Source organism: Paenibacillus sp. FSL E2-8871 (genome assembly GCF_038000345.1).
GTDB lineage: Bacteria > Bacillota > Bacilli > Paenibacillales > Paenibacillaceae > Paenibacillus_AQ.
Genome location: NZ_JBBOBV010000001.1, coordinates 2,606,229 through 2,623,450, shown reverse-complemented (window position 1 = coordinate 2,623,450; position 17,222 = coordinate 2,606,229). Strand labels below are relative to the sequence as shown.

Here is a 17,222-nt window from a genome sequence, read left to right as displayed (position 1 = left end):
ATAGTTATACTAGAAATATAGGTTCATAAGGTGAAAAGGTTATTTACTAACTTATTTACATTGTAGCACTTGTCTAAATTAATTAAAATTTAAGTAAATTTAATAGGTGTTAAGTAAATATTAACTTAGGGAGTGATTCAAATGAATTTAGAGCAATGCGAGAATATCGTAGAAGTCGCAAAGATTGGTTCACTAACCAAAGCTGCTCAGAATCGTCATATCACCCTGTCTGCCATAAGCCAGTCCATAACACTGCTGGAAGCGGAGCTTGGAGTTACTTTGTTCATTCGTTCGCGAGGCCAACGAGCAGTTCCCACAGCAGAGGGACAAGCCATTATCGGCAAAGCAAATGAAGTCTTGATGAAAGTAAATGAATTAAAAGCTGAAGCACAGATCTACAGCGATGCGCTTAGTGGTCATTTGAAGATTGCTACGATTCCGGGACCCATGCATTTAATCGTGAAGGTCATATCCGGTTTTAAAGCGGATTTTCCAAATGTGAAAATAGAGATTTTTGAAAAGGGGCCTAAAGAAATTCTGGATAATGTGCTTCAGGATGAAATGGATATCGGACTGATGGTCTCGCCAGAGGGCTTATCAGAGAAACATAAAGGGGTCGTATTCGAGGAATTAATGGAAGGTAAGATTGTTGTAGGCGTACATCCTCAATCACCACTAGCTTTAAATACAATAATTACGCCCGAACAGTTAGTAGGCCAGACGTTGGTTTTATACGATGATCATTACATACAGGACTTTGTGGAGCGTTATTTACTGAAAGTTGGGCCGATGAATATTCTTTTTACAAGCAATAACACCCGTGCCATTGATAATGCAGTTGCGTCAGGACTCGCGATCACGATTGGGATGGATTATTCTTTTCTAAAAACATTTGAGGGTTCTCAGAAGATCATGAAGACGATCGAGCTACGATCACCAGATCATAATACTCCGGGGTCCATTGTTTCAGCTTCTAAACAAGGATCGAAAACGGTCAGAAGATTCATCAACAGGTTGAAACATGAATTTGAGGAGGGGATTAGAAGAAGTTAACAGTATGCCTTGGTAGATTTTATCTAACCTTTACGCTTCCTAGTTAATATGAACCCTATGATGTTGTCCATTTCAGATCGTAATAAGGACAGCCAAGTGGGGAGGATGTCAACACAGTGAGAAGGTATCTAAGGCAAATTAATGTGGCAGTTATTTTTGTTTTGTTGATTTCGTTGTTGCAGCCGGGAGTATTTGTTCACGCTTCCATTTCTGATCTACCAGCAACAAACTACGGAACCGTTATTGATATACGGCAAACAGAGCTTGCACCTGGGGCGATGTACACCTGGATGGATCTTCAGAATGAACGTGGTTTACAAAAGATACATGCAGTGGAGTTCAACCCAGGGCAAGGCCATTTAGAACTGCGGGCAGGTACGAAGGATGGAAAGGTATACGGTATGAAGGGTGTTACAGAAATGGCCGCTTATGCGGATTCGCCTGGAAACCGGGTGATCGCAGGGATTAACGGTGATTTTTATGAAATCTCCGGTTTTGCCACGGGTGTTCCAAATGGATTATTTATGGATGATGGTGTAATCCTGAACAGTTCGATTTCAGCTTTTACTTTCGGTTTAAAAGAAGATGGCAGCTCGATTTATGGGGTGCCGGAGCTGACCAAGAACGTAACGATTAATGGAAAAACAACTAATTTAACCAGCATCAACCGTTATCGAAATACGAATGAGCTGGTTCTTTATACGGAAGATTATAATACAACTACAAAGTCGACCAATGAGGGTGACGAGGTTGTTCTAGATATTGTCGAGGGAGAAGTGAAGAGCGGTCAGACCTTGAAGCTGAAGGTATCTGAGATTCGCAACAATCAAGGCAATACGCCGCTTACCAAAGGAAAAGTAGTTTTGTCTGCTAACGGAACGTCTCGTGCTGTTCTGCAGGGGTTATCGGTTGGTGATAACGTTACTGCGGCCTTTGCGCTTAGCGGAGAATGGAATGATGTGAAGGTAGCCATTGGCGGCGAAGGGCCGCTGGTAAAAGACGGAGTAGTTCAACAAGGTGTTGGACCTTTAGGAATTCATCCGCGTACAGCCATTGGGACAAAAGCGGACGGAAGTCTCGTTTTATTCGAAGTGGATGGAAGATCGCCAGGTTTTAGTGAGGGCGTAGATACCGATGAGCTTGGCAACATTCTGAAGGATATGGGCGTAGTGAACGCCATGAATCTGGATGGTGGCGGCTCTTCTACTTTTGTGGCCAGAATGCCGGGTGCATCTGGTGTCAAAATGATGAATCAGGGCTCTGATGGCTATGAACGTAAAACCGGCAACGGTTTGCTGGTCGTCAACACAGCCCCAGAGCAATCTACAGCTTCTAAGCTGGTTGTGCAGCCGAATGCGGAACGTATTTTGCAAGGCTCCAGCTTTATGTTCAAAGCAGCAGGAATGGACGAGAACGGCCATCCGGCACCTTATTCGGGTACGCTGAATTGGCAGGTGGACGCTGACCTTGGTACTGTCGATGCGAACGGAGTCTTCACCGCAGGAACCACTGCCGGCACAGGAACGGTAATTGTAGAGGCTGGGGCAGTCAAAGGCAGTGGGGAAATCGAAGTCGTGGATAAGCTCACAGACCTTAGGTTTCCTGATGAGATCAAAACTTATTCTTCAGGTGCTGCTGCGCAATTAACTGTGAAGGCGCTACGTAATGGACAGGTAATTCAAGCTGACAACCATAGTTTTGAATGGCGGGTTGAGGGCGAGATCGGAAGTGTGGACGAGAAGGGTTTGTTTCAAGCGACGAGTGAAAACGGGAAGAACGGGAAGATTTATGCTAAGTACGGGGACGCCCAGACCTCTTTTGAAGTAAATGTGGGGTTGCCGCCTGTAATGCTGGAGGATTTTGAGAATGGCATTGATAAATATATTGCCTCCAGTGCAGCAGCTAACAGTGTGGCAATTCAGGAAGTGACAGATCAGGATTTTGTCCGTAATGGGGATAAAGCCTTAAAGCTGGAATATGATTTTGTTAATAAAACAGGCACATCGGGTGCTTATTTAGCCGCAAGCTCAACTGCCAATCGGATTCAGATTCCGGGGTATCCTGAGAAAATCAGTATGTGGATCTACGGAGATGGCAAAAAGCACTGGCTGCGGGGACAAATTCGTGATGGCAATAATGCGGCAGTGCCCGTGGATTTTACCGATCAGGTAAATGGTGTGAACTGGACGGGTTGGAAATACGTCGAAGTATCCGTGCCTAAGGGAAAAACCACCCCGTTAACGATGGATATGCCTGTCCGCTATATGGAGACAAGCAATCTTAACAAGAGTGCGGGAGCTATTTACGTTGATGATATTCGTGCCATTTATGGTCCGATAGAGGAGGATAGAACACCTCCTGTGCTTAAAGATGCCTATCCTGGCGTGAACGAAATTGTCAAAACAGCTACACCGACCCTTTCCGTTAATGGTGAGGATGATGGTTATGATCCTGTGGTGCATCCGGGAACGACCTTAATCGATCCGGACAAAACACGTGTGTATGTTGACGATCAATTAGTGGAGCATGGCTTTTATCCTCCAAAAGGTCAAATCACCTATAAACCAAAGGTTCCGCTTACAGAAGGCCGTCATAAAGTAAAAGTTGCCATTCGCGATTTGAGCGGTAACCAGACGATAAAAGAATGGTATTTCACAGTGAATTTGGGCTCTCCATTCTATGTGTACAAAACACCAGAAGCCGTTTATGCCGGGAACACTTACACTTTGGATGTAACGGCAGAGAAGGCGGGCAAGCTGAAGGAAGGAAATCTTACGTTTGCTTTTAATCCGGCTGCAGTTAAAGATTTGCAGGTAATTCGAGGGGATAAGGTATCAGAAACGCAAATGGAGTCAATCATTGATCCAGCTTTGGGCACTGTGCGTCTTAACCTAACGAATATCAATTCCTCCAATCTACGAGATACGGATCTCATCGGACAAATTCAATATACGGTTCGAAATGATTATGTGGGTCCCTTTACTCAGGAGCAGCTCGCTGGGGATACAAGCAAACCTTTTGTAATTGAAAATACATCCGGATCTGTAACTTCGACAGAAGGTACCGGGGTTCCTATTTCTTTTATTGGAGCGGCTGTTGAATCTGTTGTAAAGACACAGTTGATGCTCACTTGGAACCATTATGATCTTGCGAAGGGCTTTGATGCGTCTTTTGCGGTAAAAGATCTGAACGGAAGTGTTGTTGAAGGTGCGAAGCTGCTGTTCGATGGATTGGAGGTACAAGGCGCAACTTCAGAGGGAAGTGGGACACTTACTACTGGCTTTGTCACTTCAGCAGAAGGAACTTTTAAATTGCAGGCGGTAAAAGGAAATACCTATAGTCCTGTAATGACGTTCAAGGTTGCTCCATATGACGGTACTGCTGCCCCGCGTAATGTTAATGTTACGATGGGCCAGGATGCAGCGACTTCTCGCCAGTTTACTTGGCAGACAGAACCTTTAACCGTGAATACTGTAGTAGAATTGGTGAAAAAGGCAGAATTCACAAGCTTTCAAGCCGCGAATGTAATGAAAATTACTGGCAACAGTTCAATTTACAACACCAACAATGATGGAACGATGCGAGTTCATAAAGCGGAGGCAGTAGGGCTTATCCCTGGAACCGAATATGTATATCGTGTGGGGGATGGGGAGTCAAATGTAAGTGAGCAAGGAACCTTCGTTACAAGCGGGGGGGAGAGCGCTTCTACAAAATTCTTGTTTATCGGAGATTCTCAAGCAGATTCTAAAGCGGGGTTTAGTCTTTGGGGCAATACGATAGAGGCTGCTTTTGCCTATATGCCGGATGCTGAAATGCTGGTCCACGCTGGAGATATGGTGGATAAAGGCTTTGAACAAGAGCAGTGGAACTGGTGGTTTGATGCAGCCCAAAAGCAGCTGATGAATACCACGCTTGTTCCGATTATTGGGAACCATGAAGTGATGGGAACCAATGGCGATGGGGATTATCTGGCGCAATTCAATAACCCGCAAAACGGTGCGGCGAGCGTAAAAGGTACGAATTATTCTTTTGACATTCAGGATACACATTTTGTGGTTATGAATACAGAGCATTCAGGTGCTCCGTTCACTGAACAGGCAGAGTGGCTGGATCAGGATCTATCTGCTACAGATAAAAAGTGGAAGGTGATTTTTTTCCATCAAGGGCCCTATGGCAGCATCTATTCGAATGAACAGGTGCAAGCAAAGTGGGTGCCGGTGTTTGATAAGCATAATGTGGATCTAGTGATGAACGGCCATGATCATATTTACTTGCGAACTTTTCCAATGAAGGATGGTAAGCAGGTAGCAGAAGGCGAAGGCACACGATATGTTATCGGCGGTTCCTCCGGTCCTAAGTTCTATGCGCTGACGCCACGTTTTTGGCAGGAAAAAATATATGATGAAGATGAGCAAATCTATACGGCTGTTGAAATTGGGAAGAACGAGATTACGGTTACGGCAAGAACGGTAGACGGTGTAGAAATTGACCGTTTAGTGATCGGAAATTTTGTTCCAAAATCCATTAAGCTGGATCAAACAGCTGTTGAGCTTGAGCCTGGTGCTAGTCTGCAATTGCAAGCTAAGGTAGTGCCGGATGAGGCTAATCATCTGACAAAACTTTGGTCCATCGTTCCTGACACGACAGAATCAGTAGTTACCGTAGATGGAAATGGCTTGGTTACAGCGCTAAAACCAGGGACAGCTAAGGTGAGAGTCACAGTGGCAGGTTACCCGAATATTTTTGCGGAAAGTAAGATAACTGTAGATGCGCTGCAAGCGATTAAGCTTCAGGGCAAAGGACAACTTAAACCAGCAGAGGTCAACCAGACAGTCACCGAAGCTGTCTATGCATCCGGTAAACGAATCCCGATATTGGATGGACTTCATTATTCCAGCTCGAATGAGCATATTGCTACAATCAATGAACAGGGCTTGGTCCAGGCTCATCAGGAAGGCTCTACTGTGATCTCAGTAACCTACAGGGAGTTCGCCTCGGAGTATAGTCTCGTCGTAACAAATGATGAGGCTCCTATTCTTACAGAAATAACGATAAAAGGGCCGGATTCGCTGGAACAGGGAAATAAAGGCTCCGTTGTTATTCAGGCGGTATATAGTGACGGAAGCAAGCAAGAATTGGTCGAGGGAGTAAGGTATGATACATCTGATCATTCCATTGCAATGATTAGTGAGAATGGGGAGCTTCATGCATTGAGTGCTGGTATAACAAAAGTCAGCGCTGTTTATAAGGGGTTCAGCACTGAATATATTTTGACAGTGACTGAGAGCACGCCAGGTACGACTCCGACACCAAGCCCAGAGCCAACACCGGAACTAACACCAAGTCCAGAGCCAACACCAACGCCAACTGCTACACCGACACCAACTCCGTCGGCATCTGCACAAACAGGTGTAGTAACTATAACAGCCTCTCAACTGTCAGAGAACAAGAATGCTCAAGGTGAAGTTGTGGTTTCTGTTGACGGATCGGTTACGGAATTGCTTTTGCCAGGCAATGTGGTTGAACTGCTTGGACGCGCACCGCTTAGAGTGGTTATGCAGGATTTATCCGTTACGATTCCTGCTACAGTACTGGCAGAACTTAGTAAGCTAATCTCAGCTGAGGCTCTTGCCAAGAGTACGATTTCACTACGGTTGAACACTTTAGCTAGTAATACAGCCGTGGATCTGTTGGATCGTGCAGGTACACTAGCTGGAGCACAATTGAGAGCGAAAAGTGATCTGCAAGAATGGTCGCTCAGCATCCTCACAGAAAATGGCCAGTCCTTCTCATTAAGACAGTTTGCAGAGCCGATCACGATTTCATATAAGGTCGGTGCGACTGTAGAGCAAAGCTTACTGGGTATTTATTTTATGGATGATGCCGGTAAGTTGGAGTATATGAGCAGTACATGGATGAATGGTTATCTATCTGCTGCTGTCAGTCATTTTAGTAAATATGTTGTATTAGAATATGACAAAACATTCAATGATCTGAAACCGGATCACTGGGCTTACCTTGCTGTGAAGCAGCTTGCGGCAAAACAGCTTGTACAGGGGGTAGCTGTGGATCGTTTCGATCCAAACCGTGCGGTTACACGTGCGGAGTTTACAGCGATGTTAGTCCGTGCGCTTGGCTTAAAAGGTCAAGCAGTAGCTGGTTTCACTGATGTACCTGCTGATAAATGGTATGCAGAAGCAGTAGGGTTAGCAAAACAAGCTGGAATTGTTAACGGTCAGACCGCTTTACTGTTTGAACCGGATGCCAAGACCTCTCGTCAAGAGATGGCAGCGATGCTGGCTCGTGCATATGCATACGCCAATAACAGCGTATCTGTAGCTAGTCTTAACGTTTCAGCATTTAATGATATTGGCACTGCATCACAATGGGCTCAAGAGGCTATCAGCGAGGTGTACAGACTTGGATTGATGCAGGGACGTGCTGTAGGGCAATTTGCTCCGAAGCAAAACGGCACACGTGCCGAAAGTGCACAGATGATCCTCAATCTGTTGAGTGTTTTGGAGTAACGATTATGGCCAGTTCCAGGTTGTTGGGACTGGCTGTTTTTTTAACAAATTGGATTAGCTGGAAGCACACAATGGTTTGCATACAGTAGATGGTTTGGGATCATTATGGACTGTATTGCAGCTATTTCAACTTTTTGGTGGTCTTTTTCCAAGTTTTCGGACATCATAACTCTTATTGTCATACTTTTGCACCGAACCGTAGTATATTTAAATGAACAGTTGCATCTGAGTCCGATAGCTGAGTGAAATGGCATAAATCAGCTTAATAAGATCTCCTCGGTCCGATACGCTGTAATTCCCAACCAACGATTACAATCCAGAGCCTGACAGATGAGTATCAAGTCTTCTCCGATTTTTTGGAAATCTAGTATTATATTGGGTTTTTTGTACTGAGAATCACCCTTCAGAGGCAAGTAATTACTAGTATTAATTGTTATAAGCCAACACAAATTGTTATGTTGTGTTATGATAGTAGGGAGGTGACTCCCATGAATGATTTTGAGAACTATCCCGATGAGCTGGGTAATTTCATTCGGCACATCAGAAAGACGAGAGGGTTAACCTTAAGAGGACTGGAAGAAAAGAGCGGCATAAGTTACTCACAGCTTAGCAAGATCGAGCGTGGAGAGAGCATTCCGCTAAAAGACAATCTGGACAAGATCATCGAAGCACTTGGAACAGATCTGAAGAATCGGATGTATCATTTGGCAGACTATATGCCAGATATTGAATATATCAAGACCTTAAAGCATGGTTATGAGCTGCCACAGCTTAAACAGTCTCAGGACTACATTTATGAGACGGCATTTAACAAGCTTAAGGAATTCAGGGCAAAGGAAGGTAAAGAAACATCTTACGTTTCCTTTGATTCTAATGAAGTCATAGTTTATGAAACGGAATATGGGGCAGGAATGGTAATAGAGAAGATTGAGAAATACAATCTTACCGACGTCCTGAACGATAAGTTTGAGGGTTGCCTCGACTCCTTAAGAAAGAGCCCTCGGAAAGGGCGTCAAGCCTTTCTATTTGGCGAGTGGTTACGGGAGTGCGTTTATGAGCTGAAGGAAGAAGAACAGGATCAGGTCATACAAGCGCTCAAAGAATTTACGCAGTTTAAAGTACAACAGATAAAGGGTGCTTATAAATAATGTGTGTTTCATAAATGATCTCAAAAATGAATAATGTTGCCCTTTCTTGCAGCCATCTATTCATCTTGATCCATAAACTAACAACTAAAAATGGTTTGACAGAAAAGGGGATATTAATAATGAAAATTAACATGAAGTTTACCAGCAAGGGAAAAGTCGCTATAGAGAATTTTAATAACGAGGAATTGCTGGAGATCTTCGCACGATACATCAAGACATTATCCAAAAAGTATGATATCGAAGTTGATGTTCCTCTTGAAGAGAATCAAAATATTGTTGGTGATGGCGCTGTAATTGCGACTGCACAAAATGTGAAATGCGATGTAGAAACATTTTTCAAAGAGCTGGGTAGAGATATTAAAGTTCCTTTGAAGAAAAGACTTGGCGGAAAATTGGAAAATGTATTTAAAACGGAAATTACGGAGTAGAAGATTACTCTATTTCAGGGAGTAGTCCTTACTGAACATAAAGAAGGTAGGGCCTTCAGGAGGCTCTACCTTCTTTATGTTGATGATGTTAACATGAAGACAATCTAGAGAACACTCGCAGTGAAGCCATAGGAAGTTATGTAATTATGTCATAATTTGCGAATTAATTTGTGTATGGGGATGTTATGATTTTTCAGTTTGAATGAGATCTCTACTGTCTAAGATCTCTCTAACAATCTCTATGAAATCTGGTAAAGCTTGTGCCTCAAGCGCTAATTTATAGATGTTAAGTAATTCTTCATCAGATATTGATTCAAGAGATGAGGGGCGTGGTGAGGGATGAAAATAGTAATTCATTTGGTTCCTCCATCATATATTTGTTTTTATTACACATTTATATATATGGTATCATTTGGAATACAATCCGTCTCCTGTCATTCATCCTACGAATTTTCCTTTACATCTTAGGGGAATTATGGCATAATGACTATTTTTATGTGATAATAGATTGGTTTACTTTGAATTTTAATAAACAAAAACAATCCCGACATGTATAGTACATGTCGGGATTGTTTTAATCAGAGTCTTTCTTATGAGTAGATAAGTACTTCTTTAGGCGAGGTTCATTGGATTCCGAAACGGTAGTGAACTGCTTACCTTGATTAAAGCATACAATCTTGCGTCCGGGATCATAGCCTTCTATGTTGTTGATATTAACGACGTTGCTGCGGTCAAGGCGTTCGAATCCCTTACCCTCATACGCTACGGAAAGATCGGAAAGCGTGGTGGGGAGAATAAATTCGCCTTCTTTCGTATGGACGAATATTGTATTCTTATAATTCGAGAAATACAATATATCTTCCTCTAGAATATCACTAGAGGAACCGTCTTTCTGTAAGACACGCATCTTTTCCCCATCCTTGTTTGATTACTTGCGCAGTTCTTTCGGAACTTCAGGACTGTAAAGTGCTGGTTTTAGAATTGTTGCAAAAACAACAGCAGAAGTAGCTAGTATGTTAGATGCATAACGAGCTAAATTTTTCTTCATTTGATTGGCCTCCTTTGTAATGGAATTATAACTGTAAAGGATTGAACTAAAAATGCCAATCCAATGACAGACGAATGGATCCAAAAATTCAAAGAAACCAGAATTATGGAAATGATCTTTAAACCCAAATACCATTCTTTAGGAATCTGAGCATTAGCATCAGGATTTGGAGCACATAGAATCATTACAAGCAAAGAAAAAAGATTAATCCAAATAAAATGGTTATGTATTAAATAAGTGATATGAGGGATCAGTGAACAGATAAAGATAGATACAATATTGCAGGCCCTTGCGGTTTTTAGATGCACACCACCAGAAGACATTCTTAGGAGTATGAAGCTAAATAAGGCTAAGAATGTTTCCTTTAGCTGTCCTGTGAGCCCGCCAATGCATAACGAGGTTATAATGATTAATAAAGTATTCAGAATAATGCTAAGGGCATAATGCATGATTTCAATGGAATGTGTTTGCTCGGGATTACTTTTCTTAATGACCTCAACAATCTTAAGAGTTAAATGATTCATAATTATTTCTATCCTTTTTGTAGGAGAAATAAAGATATCCCCATAATATTATTCCATAGAAAATTGGGATCAAGAAAAAGAAAAAGGATTCAAGAAAGTAGCTGATTGAAGTAATGACAATTAGTGTAGGAAGATTAAGAGCGAATAGTATTTTTTCGCTAGTCGTTGGTTTGATTTTTACATCGGGTTTATCAGGTACAAAGTCAAATCCAATACGTTTATGACCCACATACATACCAATGAGAATCGCGGTTAATGCTGATAAGATCTGCATTGTAATCATGTTTATTGTAATCGGGTTCGAAGTATTTAGAGACATGTTGATTACAGAGTCTAATAGATACATAAGACTGGGTTGAATCACAAAGTATGTTTGATAGACCATCCCGGTTAATATAGAAGCATAGAAGGGATGAATCCGGAATAACAGCCACATAAAACAAAGCATTAGCGCATATTGTGTGAGGATATCTAATTGAAATAACTCATAGTTGATTCTAATTGAATAAGAAAAAAAGCCCATGATAAAACTAGCAAACACCATCTCTTTATGATAAATGTCAATTTTAAAGATTTTGAAAGCCAGAAAGAACATTGCATATGTCTCTAGTCCTGAAAATAATATAAACAGAATAAAATCTATCATGCCGACACTCCCGATGTCTTCTAGTATAACTAACCCTATTATTGCAAGTATCGTATAAAATGGACTAAAATACAACAACTACAGTATAATTTTCCTCCTATTTTTTCAAAAAAATTCAAAATGAGAGGGGTTTAGACATGGATCGACGTCCAAAAAGCAGTGAGTATCTTGAGGAATTATCAAAGTATGTCGATTTAGTGCCAGTTGAAGGGGACATTTGTACTGTTTTTAGAGCGCAGACGGATGAGATTTGTAGCTTTATTTCGAACCTTACGGAAGAACAAGGAGAGCATCGTTACGCTCCTGATAAATGGAGTATTAAGCAAATGGTTGGCCATCTAGCGGATACTGGAAGAATTATGTCTTATCGTTTGTTGCGCGTTGCAAGAGGAGATACGACTCCGCTGGCGGGCTTTGATGAAAAGGACTATGTGCCTACCGCAAATTTTGAAGCAAACACTCTAGAAAAACTACTGGCTCATTACAAGCTTGTCCGAGAGTCAACGCAAGCTCTGTTGGACACTTTGCCGGAAGAAGCATGGACTCGTAAGGGAACGGTTAACAATGCAACCATCTCCGCGAGAGCAGTGGCGTGCGTAATGATTGGGCATGATCATCATCATTTGAATATTCTTAAAGAAAGATATCTGGTTTAATCGAGTTTTATTTTTAAAAAAAGCATTCCTGAGGCCATTGCGGCTTCGGAATGCTTTTTTAGCTAAAGGTATATATTTGGGGCCCCCCGAAATGTACCTGAGTAAGCATCGAAGCAAAGCCTCACTTTGTGGGTATATTTTATAGTGGAGGATTCTTGTGACATTTACGGCATACTGGATAGTAGGCTTCATTGCCGCCAATTTGGATTTGCTTGCCGCTGTATACAGGCTTACCATTTTCTACTCTTAGAGCCATCGTTGCTTTGCGCTCGCAGAACCAGCAAATGGTCTTCATTTCCTCGATTTTATCAGCGTAAATCAGCATGTATTTGCTGCCTTCAAATAGCTGGTTCTGGAAATCATTTTTAAGTCCAAATGCCATAACGGGAATGCCTAGTTCATCTACAATCCGTACTAGCTGTAGAATGCAGTCCTTGCTTAGAAATTGACATTCATCAATTAGTACACAGTGGGGTTTGGGCTGGTTACTGCTGACTATATTATAAATATCGGTATTCTCGTCGACGGGTATGGCCTGTTTCCGCAGCCCAATACGGGAGGAGATAAAACCAACTTCGTCCCGATCGTCTATGGATGGAGTGAAAATGAGCACCGATTTCCCTTGCTCTTCATAATTATGCGCAACCTTGAGTATCTCAATAGATTTACCGCTGTTCATTGCTCCGTATTTGAAAAACAATTGTGCCACTTCCATCTATCCTTTCGTATAAGCCAATTATCTAATCTTAAAAATGCGACCTTATTAGAGTATCATATTCGTGTCAGCTGTATCCAGTGAAAACATTGCGATAGAATTGAATGTGGTATGATAAAAGGAATCATGTGATTGGAAAGGAAGTAATATGTGTGACTGAAAAAATAGACGAATACAAGGAACGGTTAGCTCTGATTCAGCAGAATGAAAATCTTTCTATCGAGGCTGAGGCTTTGCTGGAAGAGATGATGGCAGATTTGGTGGAATTGAATCGAAGCAATAAAGCGCTGCGGCGGGCAATAATGAAAACTGGGCAGGCCTCCACGATGTCGACTCGTTTAAGGGATGCACTGTACGAATAGAAAAAGAGGGTATGCGAATGGGTTTGATTTTCTCTTTTCTCAAAAAATATAAAGTCGCTGCAATAGCTGCCCTAGTGATGATGCTTATTGAACTAGCGGTGGAATTGTCACAGCCTTTACTCATTTCCAAAATTATTGACCAGGGCATTAAAGAACAGAATTCCTCTGTAGTATGGCTCTGGGGCGGTGTATTGATCGGCAGCGCAGTAGTCGCGTTTATAGCTGGGGTATTAAGTTCTTTTTTTGCTGCCCATGCGAGTCAGAGCTTTGCGTTTGATCTTAGGGACAAGTTATATGAAAAGGTACAATCCTTTACATATGAAATATTCAATCGGTTTGCTACCTCGTCGCTGATCACGCGTCTGACCGGCGATGTATCGCAGCTGCAGGACACTATATTTATGAGCCTCCGCTTTATGACACGGGTGCCACTGGTTGTGGTGGGCAGTGTGATTATGGCATTGGTTGTTCATGTGAAGCTGGGATTATTTCTCACTGTAGCTCTACCTTTGTTGCTTCTCTTCCTTTACTTCATCATGAGAAAAGCTTCTTTGTTATTTCGCAACGTACAAAATCGGCTTGACGGTGTGAATGGTGTAATCCAGGAGAATTTAACGGGAATTCGCTTAATCCGTGTGTTCGTGCGCATGGGGCATGAGATTGGACGTTTTACGGTCTTTAGCGGGAATTTGATGAAATCCACGGTATCTGCGCTACGTTTGACGGAGACAACGATGCCATTTGTTATGCTTATTGTGAATGCAGCGATTATGTCGATCCTATGGTTTGGACGGATTGAGATTGCAAATGGGGATGCTACTTTAGGAGAAACTGTTGCAGTTATTAACTACTCTTTACGAACCATAGGAGCGTTGTCAGCTATATCTGGACTTGTCGTTACAATTTCCCGAGCACGTGCCTCCTCACAGCGTATTACAGAAGTGATGTCAGCAGGCGCTGGAGTTAAGGAAGGCGGAACCGCAAAGGGCGAACCGATACAGGGTCACGTCCAATTTGAAGGCATCAGCTTCAAGTATCCTGAGAGTGATATTTCGGTGCTAGAGGATATTACTTTTGAAGTTGCTGCTGGTGAGCGGGTAGCGATTATGGGAGCCACCGGATCAGGAAAGTCTTCTCTTGTCGGTCTAATCCCACGTTTATATGAAGAGACAGACGGTATCATTCGCATTGATGGGCAAAAGAGCACCGATATCGATATTTCAAGATTGCGGCGATCGATCGGTTACGTTCCTCAAGAACTGCAGCTCTTCAGCGGATCGATTCGCGATAATATTGCTTGGGGCAATGAATATGCCACACAGGAACAAATCGAACACGCAGCGGCTGCCGCACAAATTCACGCAACAGTGATGGGTCTGCCCAAAGGTTATGACACAATGCTTGGTCAGCGAGGGGTAAATCTGTCTGGTGGGCAAAAGCAACGGTTGACCATTGCTCGGGCGCTTGTGAGGAAACCTGCTATTTTGATCCTCGATGACAGTACGAGTGCGCTTGATGCTGTGACAGAAGGACTTTTGCTGGAGGCACTGAAAGAGATTTCATGTACAACCTTCCTGATTACTCAGAAGATTAGTTCTACAGCATCTGCAGATTTGATTCTGCTGTTGGACGAAGGACGCTTAATCGGTAAGGGAACACATGACGAGCTTATGACAAGCTCTGCGCTGTACCGCAAGATTTATGAATCACAGGTAGAGGAGGCGAAGCAGCATGTTCAAAGCAATTCTTGAACCCTTTCGTCACCCAAAACCCGTCATTGAGCTTGGAGCAGGAAGAAGCCTTGGCTCAGCTGCTGGAGGGAAGCCAAAAGCAAAGGCGAAGGATTGGGGCGGCACGCTCATGCGGATTTGGAGCTACCTTGCCGAGCGTAAAGCTAAGCTTTTTCTCGTTCTGTTAATGGTAGTCTTCAGCTCGGCTTTAGCACTGCTCGGGCCTTATATGATTGGTAAAGCTGTGGATGATTATCTGGAAGGCACTGGCGGACGATCGTGGACGATTTTTCTGATCAGTCTAGCTAGTGTTTATATCTTCTATTCATTAACTTCTTGGCTGCAAAATATATGGATGATTGAAATTGCCCAGGAGACCGTATTTCGGATGCGCACGGAGTTGTTTTCCCATCTTCATCGGTTGCCCATCTCATTTTTTAATCGGAGACAGCAGGGCGAAATTATGAGTCGCCTCACCAACGATATTGAGAACGTCAGCTCTACGCTGAATAGCTCAGCTATTCAGATCTTTTCCAGTGTTTTGACATTGCTCGGAACGGTGGGGGTAATGCTCTGGCTCAGTCCTCTATTGACGCTGCTCACGTTCCTGGTTGTGCCGTTGATGTTATTAGGCATGCGCTGGATTACTCGGCGTACGGGTCCGCTTTTTAAGGAACGTCAGCGCAATGTGGGTGAGTTAAACGGTTATATAGAAGAGACGTTATCCGGTCAACGGATTATCAAGGCTTTTTCACAAGAGGAACGGGTCATCGCTGGTTTTCATGAACGCAATGAGCGAATTATGCTCTCTGGATACTGGGCACAGTCGATTTCTGGCTTCATTCCTAAGCTGATGAATGGACTTAATAATTTGAGCTTCGCTATTGTGGCTGGAGTCGGTGGTTTGTTAGCGATTCGCGGAGCGATTACGGTCGGTGTGATTATTGTGTTTGTAGAATATACGCGTCAATTTACTCGCCCTCTTAATGACTTAGCGAATCAGTGGAATACACTACTGTCAGCGGTTGCAGGAGCGGAAAGAGTGTTTGAAGTGCTGGACGAAGAGACGGAAGCTAAAGATGAAGGTGCAGCCACTTCGCTGGTTAAAGTTGAAGGTGCAGTGAAGTTCGAAAAGGTATCTTTTTCATATGACGGAAGTTCTAACACACTGCATGATATTAGCTTTGAAGCGAAGCCTGGCGAGATGATTGCCTTAGTAGGACCTACCGGTGCCGGCAAAACAACACTTATCGGGCTGTTATCTCGTTTCTATGATCCTAATCAGGGTAAGATTACGCTGGATGGCTTAGATGTCACTTCGATTCGGCGTGAAAGCCTGAGGAGCCATATGGCGTTTGTATTGCAGGACTCCTTTTTATTCAAGGGCAGCATCCGCGATAATATTCGTTACGGTAGACTGGATGCTTCCGATGAAGAGGTCGAGGCGGCGGCCAAGCTGGCTAACGCTCATTCTTTTATTATCCGTATGCCGGAAGGTTATGATCGAATGCTCTCTGCAGATGGTAGCGGTATAAGCCAAGGACAGAAGCAATTGCTATCCATTGCAAGAGCCATTCTTGCCAATCCTTCGATGCTTGTTCTTGATGAAGCCACTAGCAGTATCGATACGGTGACCGAAATCAAGATTCAGGAAGGACTTCAGGCGCTAATGAAGGGACGGACCAGCTTCGTTATTGCCCATAGACTGGGCACTATCCGTGCAGCTGATCGAATTCTTGTTCTTCAAGGGGGCAGATTGCTGCAGCAGGGCTCCCATGAGGAGTTGTTGAAGCAAGGTGGCTTGTACAGCGAGTTGGTGCAAGGCGGTCGTAGGGAAGTGCTTGATAAGGCTAGGCTTTAAGCTGTGCATAAAAAGGCGGGAGTTTTCAAGGAAGCGCAGGTCGCGTCCATGAAAACTCTCGCCTTTATGTAATGTGTGGATATTCATTATACATATGAAGTGAGCTGTTGGATGGTTTAATTGCAGAATGTGCAATAGATTTCGGTTGTACAATGAGGGGATGATTAAGCTGCTTATGAGATCGTTTCTTGCGCGGCAGCTTGTTTCGCTTTTTGTTTCTCCTTGAACCGAGGGCCAACATAATTACGTTTGCGGTCTCTTGTTAGAATCCAGCCGCCAAGGAAAGTCATACCTGCTGCAAAGAGAAGAAACCCTCCGCCGAAATGCAGCCAAGCGAAATCTGGAACAACGGAGTCATCGCCATGCATAGAGATATAATCAAAAATATCGTCCTTCATCATTAAGAAGCCCTTCATTGCGATTAAACCAGGAAACACAAGAATAAGGATGGCAATGAAGCGTGAAATTAATAGTTTCATAAGTGTCTCCTACCCCTCTTAGCCCATTAGATTCAACCATATGAT

General features: G+C 43.1%; 15 protein-coding genes. 8 read left to right on the top strand and 7 right to left on the bottom strand.

Annotation, left to right across the window (positions count from 1 at the left end; translation table 11 throughout):
* Window positions 1–141 precede the first annotated feature (141 nt).
* The 4 genes from NYE25_RS12100 to NYE25_RS12085 all read left to right on the top strand — a co-directional run bounded on the left by NYE25_RS12100 (window position 142) and on the right by NYE25_RS12085 (window position 9,156).
* Window positions 142–1,053 carry a LysR family transcriptional regulator gene (locus NYE25_RS12100; RefSeq protein ID WP_076284497.1) on the top strand — a complete coding sequence of 304 codons (912 nt, stop codon included), beginning with the start codon at window positions 142–144 and terminating at the stop codon, window positions 1,051–1,053.
* 116 nt (window positions 1,054–1,169) lie between these two features.
* Complete coding sequence (locus tag NYE25_RS12095) at window positions 1,170–7,580, top strand: phosphodiester glycosidase family protein (RefSeq protein WP_341145990.1); 6,411 nt, start codon at window positions 1,170–1,172, stop codon at window positions 7,578–7,580.
* 488 nt (window positions 7,581–8,068) lie between these two features.
* The gene (locus tag NYE25_RS12090) at window positions 8,069–8,728 is read left to right on the top strand and encodes a helix-turn-helix domain-containing protein (protein WP_042190416.1); all 660 of its coding nucleotides are present in this window, start codon (window positions 8,069–8,071) and stop codon (window positions 8,726–8,728) included.
* A 119-nt stretch (window positions 8,729–8,847) separates the two neighbouring features.
* Window positions 8,848–9,156: a hypothetical protein gene (locus tag NYE25_RS12085; RefSeq protein ID WP_042190413.1), complete on the top strand. Its 309-nt coding sequence runs from the start codon at window positions 8,848–8,850 to the stop codon at window positions 9,154–9,156.
* A gap of 183 nt (window positions 9,157–9,339) precedes the next feature.
* Here the strand turns inward: NYE25_RS12085 and sda are convergent, their stop codons facing one another.
* From sda to NYE25_RS12060, 5 genes are all read right to left on the bottom strand, one after another.
* A complete protein-coding gene (gene sda, locus NYE25_RS12080; protein ID WP_081382883.1) occupies window positions 9,340–9,513 on the bottom strand; it encodes a sporulation histidine kinase inhibitor Sda in 174 nt (57 codons plus the stop codon).
* 217 nt (window positions 9,514–9,730) lie between these two features.
* On the bottom strand, window positions 9,731–10,063 hold the full coding sequence (locus NYE25_RS12075) for a LytTR family DNA-binding domain-containing protein (RefSeq protein ID WP_042190411.1): 333 nt from the start codon (window positions 10,061–10,063) through the stop codon (window positions 9,731–9,733).
* A 21-nt stretch (window positions 10,064–10,084) separates the two neighbouring features.
* Window positions 10,085–10,204, bottom strand: coding sequence for a cyclic lactone autoinducer peptide (locus NYE25_RS12070; RefSeq protein ID WP_143759448.1), 120 nt, complete (start codon window positions 10,202–10,204; stop codon window positions 10,085–10,087).
* A complete protein-coding gene (locus NYE25_RS12065) occupies window positions 10,201–10,728 on the bottom strand; it encodes an accessory gene regulator ArgB-like protein (protein WP_341145989.1) in 528 nt (175 codons plus the stop codon). The genes NYE25_RS12070 and NYE25_RS12065 overlap by 4 nt, the downstream gene beginning before the upstream one ends.
* Window positions 10,709–11,374, bottom strand: a complete 666-nt coding sequence (locus NYE25_RS12060) for a hypothetical protein (RefSeq protein WP_076299529.1) — start codon at window positions 11,372–11,374, stop codon at window positions 10,709–10,711. The genes NYE25_RS12065 and NYE25_RS12060 overlap by 20 nt, the downstream gene beginning before the upstream one ends.
* 137 nt (window positions 11,375–11,511) lie before the next feature.
* Between NYE25_RS12060 and NYE25_RS12055 the strand changes: the two genes are divergently transcribed.
* Window positions 11,512–12,030 (top strand): DinB family protein, encoded by a 519-nt coding sequence (locus tag NYE25_RS12055; RefSeq protein ID WP_341060016.1) that lies wholly within the window; start codon window positions 11,512–11,514, stop codon window positions 12,028–12,030.
* 139 nt (window positions 12,031–12,169) lie between these two features.
* Here NYE25_RS12055 and NYE25_RS12050 read toward each other — a convergent pair whose 3' ends face one another.
* On the bottom strand, window positions 12,170–12,739 hold the full coding sequence (locus tag NYE25_RS12050) for a thymidine kinase (RefSeq protein ID WP_042129772.1): 570 nt from the start codon (window positions 12,737–12,739) through the stop codon (window positions 12,170–12,172).
* A gap of 158 nt (window positions 12,740–12,897) precedes the next feature.
* On the opposite strand from NYE25_RS12050, the gene NYE25_RS12045 reads away from it, so the two are divergent.
* From NYE25_RS12045 to NYE25_RS12035, 3 genes are read left to right on the top strand one after another with little or no spacing between them, the layout of a single operon-like run.
* On the top strand, window positions 12,898–13,107 hold the full coding sequence (locus NYE25_RS12045; protein ID WP_076299531.1) for a hypothetical protein: 210 nt from the start codon (window positions 12,898–12,900) through the stop codon (window positions 13,105–13,107).
* A 17-nt stretch (window positions 13,108–13,124) separates the two neighbouring features.
* The gene (locus NYE25_RS12040; RefSeq protein ID WP_076299532.1) at window positions 13,125–14,858 is read left to right on the top strand and encodes an ABC transporter ATP-binding protein; all 1,734 of its coding nucleotides are present in this window, start codon (window positions 13,125–13,127) and stop codon (window positions 14,856–14,858) included.
* Entirely contained in the window at window positions 14,839–16,698 is a 1,860-nt protein-coding gene (locus NYE25_RS12035) for an ABC transporter ATP-binding protein (RefSeq protein ID WP_042190395.1), read from the top strand. The genes NYE25_RS12040 and NYE25_RS12035 overlap by 20 nt, the downstream gene beginning before the upstream one ends.
* A 173-nt stretch (window positions 16,699–16,871) precedes the next feature.
* Here NYE25_RS12035 and NYE25_RS12030 read toward each other — a convergent pair whose 3' ends face one another.
* A complete protein-coding gene (locus NYE25_RS12030) occupies window positions 16,872–17,177 on the bottom strand; it encodes a DUF2627 domain-containing protein (protein WP_060622617.1) in 306 nt (101 codons plus the stop codon).
* Between the last annotated feature and the right edge of the window lie 45 nt (window positions 17,178–17,222).